The sequence below is a fragment of the Robiginitalea sp. genome, from assembly GCF_049588695.1.
GTDB lineage: Bacteria > Bacteroidota > Bacteroidia > Flavobacteriales > Flavobacteriaceae > Robiginitalea.
Window position 1 is genome coordinate 1 of sequence record NZ_JBAVZJ010000593.1, and the last position, 7,865, is coordinate 7,865.

A 7,865-nucleotide genomic window follows, 5' to 3' on the forward strand; every position below is an offset into this window, starting at 1 on the left:
GGATATACATACGCTTTTGTTCCCTCCGGGGATATTCCGGCGGCAGGAGACTACAGTGCCAATGCAACCGCAGAACTAAACCCTGCGGCCTATCCGGCCAACTTCGATGTATATGCTGAAGATTCAAATGGTTGTGTGACTTTTATCACCATCACTGTGGATGAAGATCCGCTCCCAACAGTTACAGCACCGGCTCTTGCTACAGACCAATGTAGTTCTGATGGTACCACTTATACCTTTACGGTTACGGGAACCGGTATGGCACCTTTGAGCTACAGCGTTGGTGCGGGATATCAGAGCAGCAATACCTTCTCAGTTTCTGCTCCCGGAACTTACACCGTCACCGTCCGTGACGCCAATGGTTGCCTGGCCACGGATACGATTACCATTTTACCACCACTCAGCGCAAGTGCTATGGCCAGCATTCAGCCATCCTGCCTGCTGAATGACGGAGAAATATCAGTTACTGCCTCCGGCGGGTCTGGAAGCTATACATACGACCTTCTCGACAGTGGAGGGGTAAGTGTTACCGGAGGGGTGCCTCAGGCCTCTAACGTGTTCTCAGGGCTTTCCCCGGACAGTTATACAGCTGTTGTCTACGACGCCTCAGCCAGTGGCTGTGATGCTCAGGCCCCTGTAACACTGGAAACACCAACTCCAGTTACTTTGGATCCCGCTACTATTGTCAATGTAAGTTGTAATGGCGGAGCCGATGGAAGCATCAGGGTAAACCTGTCGCCCACCGGGCCAGGGGTAAATGACAACCCTCCCTATACCTATGTTTTATATCAGGGCGGCGTGCCTGTTTCGGGTCCACAGGCAGATCCTTTATTTGATGGCCTTTCGGCAGGAACATACGTTATCGAAGCGGTATCAGGCCTGAATTGCAGCCTTACCCAAACGGTAGAGGTGCTGGAGCCCACACTCCTTTCTATAACCGCCTCAGCAACGGCTTTTGCCTGTGCCCCGGACAATACCGTCAACATCTCTACAATCACGGCCACGGTTCCTGCAGGGGCTGGAACAGCGCCGTACCTGTATAGTATTGACGATGTGAATTACCAGGCAGGGAACACCTTTGAGGTGGCCGATACAGGCTCAATTCAAACGATCACAGTGTTTGTCAGAGATGCCAATGGATGTGCAACCAGTACCCCGGTCACTATAGATCCGTTAAATACATTTGACGCTCTTGTTTCTCAGAATATCGCGATTAGCTGCATCAATCCTGAAGAAGTTCTGATAACGGTAACCGATAACGGAAATCCGGGCAACACCTATACCTTTGAATTATTACCTGTAGGAAATCCAAATGGTGTACAAACCGCAACACCCACCAATACGTCTGCGGTATTTGAACTCACGGCGCCCGGAAACTACGTTTTCCGTGTGACAGATACGGCTACGGGTTGTTTCTTCGATACGGCACCATATGACATTGCACCTTTTGATCTTGTTGCTGTCACAGCCACTCCGGTTAGTCCGGTAATCTGTTTCGGGGATTCGAATGGAGAAGTGTCCCTGGATATCAGCGGGTATAGCGGGAATTATTCCTATGAAGTCTTTACGAGCGCGGGTGTTTCTGCTGGAGTTTCCGGCAACAGCTCAACGACCAGCAACCCTTTCACGGTAACCGGCCTCTCGGGAGGAAATTATTTTATCCGGATTACAGAGACTGATGCACCCTTCTGCCAGGAAGATTCGAATGTGTTCACCATCACATCGCCCGATACACCTTTAGTGGCTTCCGTAACTGAAGTTGCGAATGTTACCTGTACCAATGATCAGGGTGAAATCCTGGTAACCCCGGAAGGCGGCTATGCACCTTACGAAATCATCTTGTCGAACACAACTACCGGGCAGGGCTATACTGCCAATAACGTGGCCTCAAATGTGTTCACCGGGCTTTCGGCCGGATCCTACACCGTACTGGTAAGGGATGCAGAGGGATGTGAATACAATGATGGAATTATCCTCACGGAACCCCTGCCAATTACCGCGGATATTACCGCCACGCCAACAACCCTGGTCTGTTATGGAGATGAAAACGCCGTTGTTTCAGCTATAAACGTCGCGGGTGGAGAAGGAAGTTATTCCTATCAATTAAATGTATACGATGCCTCGGGTAGTACAATTGTTTTCACTTCAGGCACACAGCCAAGTCCTGATTTTGTAAATCTTGGATCCGGCATATACAGCATCTCCATTACAGACGGATGGGCATGTGCCTTTGAAACCCCCCAAGTGGTTATTTCTGAACCGACAGAAGTGATGAGCGCCCTCGTTCAGACTGTGCAGATGACCTGTACAACGAATGCCGAATTAGTACTCACGGCTTCCGGTGGCACCGCGCCTTACCAGTACAGTACAGACGGGATTACGTATTTCCCAATGTCCGGAGGAAACTCCCATACGTTTAGTGTATCCGACGGGGTTTACCAATATTATGTCAGTGATTCTAACGGGTGTGAGGCTTCATTGTCCAACCAGGTAAGCGTTGAGCCTATACCGCCCCTCGTATTGGATATAGACCAAAGTGCGGCTATCATCAATTGTGCCGGCGAATCAACAGCCATGCTGACAGCCGTCGCCACAGGAGGCCTGGGCAACTACCAGTATGAGTTATTCGGAGACAACGCCCTGACGACGCTTATAGCTGGTCCTCAGAATACAGGAGCCTTTTCCGGGCTTCCACAGGGGAGTTACTGGATCCGGGCCACAAGCCTGGATTGTGAAGCTGTCTCTGACGAGATCCTTATTACAGATCCTGCCCCATTGCAAATTGACCGGGAGGAGTTTACAAACGTGACCTGCGCGGGAGAAGCAAACGGGACAATTTCTGTAGAGGTTTCAGGAGGAACAGGTGAAATCCTTTACGCCATAAGCCCGAATCTCAACCAGTTCGATACTACAAACGAATTCTTCGACCTGGAACCCGGGGACTACGATGTAATCGCCCAGGATGAGAATGGTTGTTTTATCGCCTTTGAGTTTACGATTGCAGCGCCCCTGCCTGTAGAGGTCAGTGCTACTACCTTGCCGGAAGTTTGTTCCGGAAGCGAAGACGGTTCTGTTGAGCTTACCATTACAGGAGGAACAGCCCCTTATAGTACTGCCTTTAACTCAAACGACCCTGCGGATTATGTTGTCGGCCAGACCTCGTTCAGTGGGCTCGCATCCGGAACCTATGTGATTTTTGTGCTCGATGCAGCAGGCTGTGAAACCAACACCATCGTAGAAATTGGTGAAGGGGTAAATCTGAACGCCACCGTAACTCCGGTTTACGAGTGTACCGGGGCTGTTCCGGAGAATCGATTAGAGGTTCTTCTTGAAGATCCTTCAGTTTCAGGCGAGGTTATGTATGCCCTGGATTCCACAGATCCGGCAGACATGCAGCTTGACCCCGATTTTGTCAACATCGCTCCCGGACCGCATTATCTGGCCATCTCACACACCAATGGCTGTGTACTGACCATAGACTTTGATATTATCTCTTTTGAACCGCTTGCGCTCACCCTTGAACAGCGCAACCTGAATGAGATAACCGCCATCGCCACCGGGGGTGTTCCGGAGTATACCTTCTACTTCAACGGGGTGGATAACGGGAACGATAATACGTTCTATATCACAGAAACCGGAACATATTCGGTAATGGTGATCGATGAGAGCGGATGTGTGGCGGAAGCGCAGATATTCATGGAGTTCATCGACATTGAAATACCCAATTTCTTTACTCCGGACGGAGACGGCATGAATGATTTGTGGATTCCGGAAAACATTGAGGGCTTCCCACAGATACTAATCAAAATTTATGATCGTTATGGTAGAGTGGTAGACGAAATTTCTTACAACTATCCGGGATGGGATGGAAACTATGACGGAAAGGAATTGCCCACCGGAGATTACTGGTATACCATGCAACTCAATGGGGAGAATGACCCCCGGGAATTTGTTGGACATTTCACGCTCTATCGTTAAAGGAATAAACCACATTGCAAAAAATGCGTTTAAAAATATTCATAGTATTACTCATAGGGGGCGTTCTCGCCTCCAGTGGACAGGAGTTAAACTCGCCCCAGCTTTCCCAGTACCTGGCGGACAACCCTTTCGTGCTGGCTCCTACCTATGCGGGTATTGGGGACCACGTAAAGATCCGTGTAAACGGGCTGAGCCAGTGGGTGGGTATTGAAGACGCTCCCCAAACGCAGTCCCTGGCAGCGGATGCCCGAATAGGCAACCGCTCGGGAGGTGGAATCTTTTTATATAACGACAGCAACGGGTATACACGTCAACAAGGGGCCCGGCTATCCTTTGCGCACCACCTGACCCTCGACCGGTACGACGACGAATTCCTTTCTTTTGGGATTTCCTATAACTTCAACCAGTTCCGAATAGACATAGAGGAATTCGAAAATATTACGGGAGACCCTTCCATCACGGACGATCGATCTACGTCTAACCACAACTTTGATGTCGGGGTGATGTACCGGAAAAACAAATTCTACGCGAGCCTTAATGCGTCAAACCTGCTCAATAAAGACCTCACCAGTTTTAATCCTATTTTTGAGCCGAACCAGTTGCGGAACTATTACGTCTATACCGGTTTTCGGTACTCCAAGAACAAAAACAGCCGCCTGGAAATAGAGCCTTCAGTGCTTTACAAAATTTTTGAAAGCGACGGCCGATCCGAAACGGATCTCAATATGAAGTTCCGTTTTTACGACTTTGAGGATTACTATTACACCGGGGTCAACTACCGTTTTTTAAACGACCAGATTGGAAAACCGCTTTATATAGCGCCTTTCGTCGGCCTTAAGAAGGGAAATTTTTACTTTGCGTATTCGGTACAGATCATACTTAACGACATCCTGGCATATAGCTATGGTACTCACGTGATCACTATAGGCGTCGACCTTTTCCAGGGGTTGAGCAATTGCCGGTGTACCTACTAGTCCCGGAACCCAGACTTTCCCTTTCAATCGGATGGGCTCCTCCGGGGTTTTTGTCTAGATTTACACAAAATTTGTCTTTTGGGAAAAGTTCGTTTGGAAAACATCCGGTTGTACGCTTTTCACGGGTGCCTTAAAGAGGAGGGGGTTATCGGTTCCGACTACAGGGTGGATCTCGAAGTAACTGCGGATCTGGAAAAAGCATCCGCTACAGATCAGCTTAGCGACACCGTCGACTATGTGGTCCTTAATCGCATCGTAAGTCTGGAAATGGAACTTCGAAGTCATCTTTTGGAAACCGTTGGTGCCCGGATTCTCGATCGTATTTTTAACGAAATCGATACGGTCTCTGCAGCTGAGGTTTCAATTTCTAAAATTAATCCTCCCATTGGCGGGGATGTACAGCAAGTCACCGTAGTTTTGAGTAAAACAAGGTAAAATATGCTGCCTTTAAATAGGAAAAACACTAAATTTGCCGCAGTAAATTAATGGCATCGTGGCCGAGTGGCTAGGCACAGCTCTGCAAAAGCTTGTACAGCGGTTCGAATCCGCTCGATGCCTCAAAGAATTAAAATTCAACCCTGGCTACGCCGGGGTTTTTTTATTCCCGAATGAGCTCTATTCCCTGCTCAATACTCAACTGGTCTTTTGGAAGAAACCCCTTGACAATAAGGACTATCCCACAAATGATGAGGATGACCCCCAGTATTTTTTTTACCTGTAAAATACGATCCCGCGTGAGTTTGCGGCGCAATTGTTTGGCGAGAAGAATTTTAAAAATATCCGTGATGAGATAGGCTCCAAGCATGGCCGAAAAGAAAGTGATAATCCGATTGGGTTGATTATTGAGGCTGGGGCCCACGATAATAATTACACCGAGCCAGAATACCAGAACCCCTATATTTATAAAATTCAGGAGGAACCCCTTGACAAAGAGCCCCAGGTAATCGCTACCCCTTGTGACTATCCTCGGTTTTTTTTCTTTAAAATCGGATCGGAAAAAAGTGGTCAATCCGTAGATCAGGAGGATAACACCCCCGAAGACGTACAGCCCCGGTTGATTGCTCAGGTTTTCGAGTAATTGAAAGCTACTGAAATACGCGATGAACAGAAAAATAATATCCGCGAAGATAACCCCTAAATCCAGGGCAAACCCAGCTCTGAAACCCTTGGTAGCGCTCGTTTCCAGCAATACGAAGAAAACAGGCCCCACCATAAAGCTCAACAAAAAGCCCAGGGGAATAGCTGCCTGAATATCTTCAATCATCGCAAATTACATTCGTTTGATAGTGCCTCCGAATACTGTTTTCTCATCCATCTTGGCCGGGTCACCATATACAAGGACCTCTCCTCCAGCCTTTACCGTGGCTTTTACATAATCCGCAGCATGGATCTCTGCCAGGGAACCTGCATTGACATTTACTGTACTAAACCCTGTTTTAAAATCCTTCCCCCTGTAGGTACCCCCGGTATTAATCTGCACATCCTGGTTTTTAGATCCTCCTGCGGCCTTTATAACCCCTCCAGTGACCACTTTTACCAGGAATTGGGTAACGTCTGCCTGCACCTGAATTTCCCCCCCTTCCTGGGCCTTTACTTCCAGGACTTCCTGCTTAATGGTTTCCTTACTAATAATACGGGCGTCCTCATTGACATCGATCACCCGTAGGGGCTGTCGGTAGTATACATCGACAAAAGTCCGGTAGCCACTAAAGATTTTCGTCACCTTCATTCGGATTTTCAGACTGCCTTCACTGACCAGGATGGTCACGTCGTCCACATTGGCCCCACGTATCACGGCCTCATTTTTCTCGCCGGGAATCAGGTTTACGGAAATCCCGTCAAAAACCTTGATTTCTGAAAAGGCCGAGAGTGTTTGATTCACGGTTTTTTCCTGAGCTGTTACCGGTTTAGACAACAGCCCTAAAAAGGAAATACAAAGAATGAACAGGTTGCGGTTCATTGGTGGGTTTTCTTTTCTACCCTCAGGCTTTACCGATCAGGGCAAAATCCAAATGTCGTTTAACGAGATCCGTATTCTTTACAGTTACGTTTACCTCATCTCCCAGTTGGTATATCTTTCCCTTCCTTTCACCAACAAGGGCATACTGACGTTCGTCAAAGGTATAATAATCATCCTTTATATCGCGTATACGCACCATTCCCTCACACTTATTTTCGATGATCTCAACGTAAATTCCCCATTCGGTGACTCCTGAAATCACACCGGTAAACTCCTGGTCCCGATGATCTTCCATAAACTTAATCTGCATATACTTCACCGAATCCCTTTCAGCACTCACCGCCAGATACTCCATTTGTGAGGCGTGTTTGGCCTGTTCTTCGTATTTGGTAAACTCCGGGGACTTCCCACCATCCAGATAGTGCTGCAATAGCCGGTGTACCATAACGTCCGGGTACCGCCGTATCGGGGACGTAAAGTGGGTATAGTAGTCAAACGCCAGGCCATAGTGCCCGATGTTTTGTGTGCTGTACACAGCTTTGCTCATAGTTCGGATGGTCAGGGTATCGACCATGTTCTGTTCTTTTTTCCCCTTTACATCCTCCAGGAGTTGGTTTAAAGAAGTGTTCAGTGCTTTTTTATCCCTAAAATTCAATTGGTATCCAAACCGTTTCACCAGACTATTCAGGGATATGAGTTTATCCTCATTGGGCTCGTCGTGAATTCTATAGATAAACGTTTTTTCAGGTCGCTGTTTCCCGATAAACTCAGCCACTTTCCGATTGGCCAGAAGCATAAATTCTTCAATCAACTTGTTGGCATCTTTACTTTCCTTAAAATGAACGCCAACCGGTTCATTCTCCTCATTCAGATTGAATTTAACTTCTACCTTATCAAAAGAAATGGCCCCGTGCTCCATGCGTATGTGGCGAAGCTTTTTCGCAAGGGTGTCC

General features: G+C 47.9%; 6 protein-coding genes and 1 tRNA gene. 4 read left to right on the forward strand and 3 right to left on the reverse strand.

The features are described 5' to 3' along the window. From WBV75_RS13565 to WBV75_RS13580, 4 genes are all read left to right on the forward strand, one after another. Positions 1-3,978 (forward strand): T9SS type B sorting domain-containing protein (locus WBV75_RS13565; protein WP_424121121.1); only part of this gene is annotated, 3,978 nt, incomplete at its 5' end. A 23-nt stretch (positions 3,979-4,001) separates the two neighbouring features. Then, positions 4,002-4,952 carry a PorP/SprF family type IX secretion system membrane protein gene (locus WBV75_RS13570; RefSeq protein ID WP_424121122.1) on the forward strand — a complete coding sequence of 317 codons (951 nt, stop codon included), beginning with the start codon at positions 4,002-4,004 and terminating at the stop codon, positions 4,950-4,952. A gap of 78 nt (positions 4,953-5,030) precedes the next feature. After that, positions 5,031-5,387 carry a dihydroneopterin aldolase gene (gene folB, locus WBV75_RS13575; protein WP_424121123.1) on the forward strand — a complete coding sequence of 119 codons (357 nt, stop codon included), beginning with the start codon at positions 5,031-5,033 and terminating at the stop codon, positions 5,385-5,387. Between the two features lie 52 nt (positions 5,388-5,439). Beyond that, positions 5,440-5,510 (forward strand) — tRNA-Cys (locus WBV75_RS13580). Positions 5,511-5,550: 40 nt separating this feature from the next. On the opposite strand, the gene WBV75_RS13585 is transcribed toward WBV75_RS13580, so the two are convergent. The 3 genes from WBV75_RS13585 to WBV75_RS13595 all read right to left on the reverse strand — a co-directional run. Then, positions 5,551-6,216, reverse strand: coding sequence for a LysE family translocator (locus WBV75_RS13585; RefSeq protein ID WP_424121124.1), 666 nt, complete (start codon positions 6,214-6,216; stop codon positions 5,551-5,553). A 6-nt stretch (positions 6,217-6,222) separates the two neighbouring features. Then, complete coding sequence (locus WBV75_RS13590; protein WP_424121125.1) at positions 6,223-6,912, reverse strand: head GIN domain-containing protein; 690 nt, start codon at positions 6,910-6,912, stop codon at positions 6,223-6,225. A gap of 22 nt (positions 6,913-6,934) precedes the next feature. Then, on the reverse strand, positions 6,935-7,865 hold a 931-nt coding region (locus WBV75_RS13595), incomplete at its 5' end, for an RNB domain-containing ribonuclease (RefSeq protein WP_424121126.1).

Excerpts from the sequence above, each read along its gene's own strand:
- WBV75_RS13570 (WP_424121122.1), top strand. The coding sequence starts at position 4,002 with ATGCGTTTAAAAATATTCATAGTATTACTCATAGGGGGCGTTCTCGCC.
- WBV75_RS13585 (WP_424121124.1), bottom strand. The coding sequence starts at position 6,216 with ATGATTGAAGATATTCAGGCAGCTATTCCCCTGGGCTTTTTGTTGAGC.
- WBV75_RS13590 (WP_424121125.1), bottom strand. The coding sequence starts at position 6,912 with ATGAACCGCAACCTGTTCATTCTTTGTATTTCCTTTTTAGGGCTGTTG.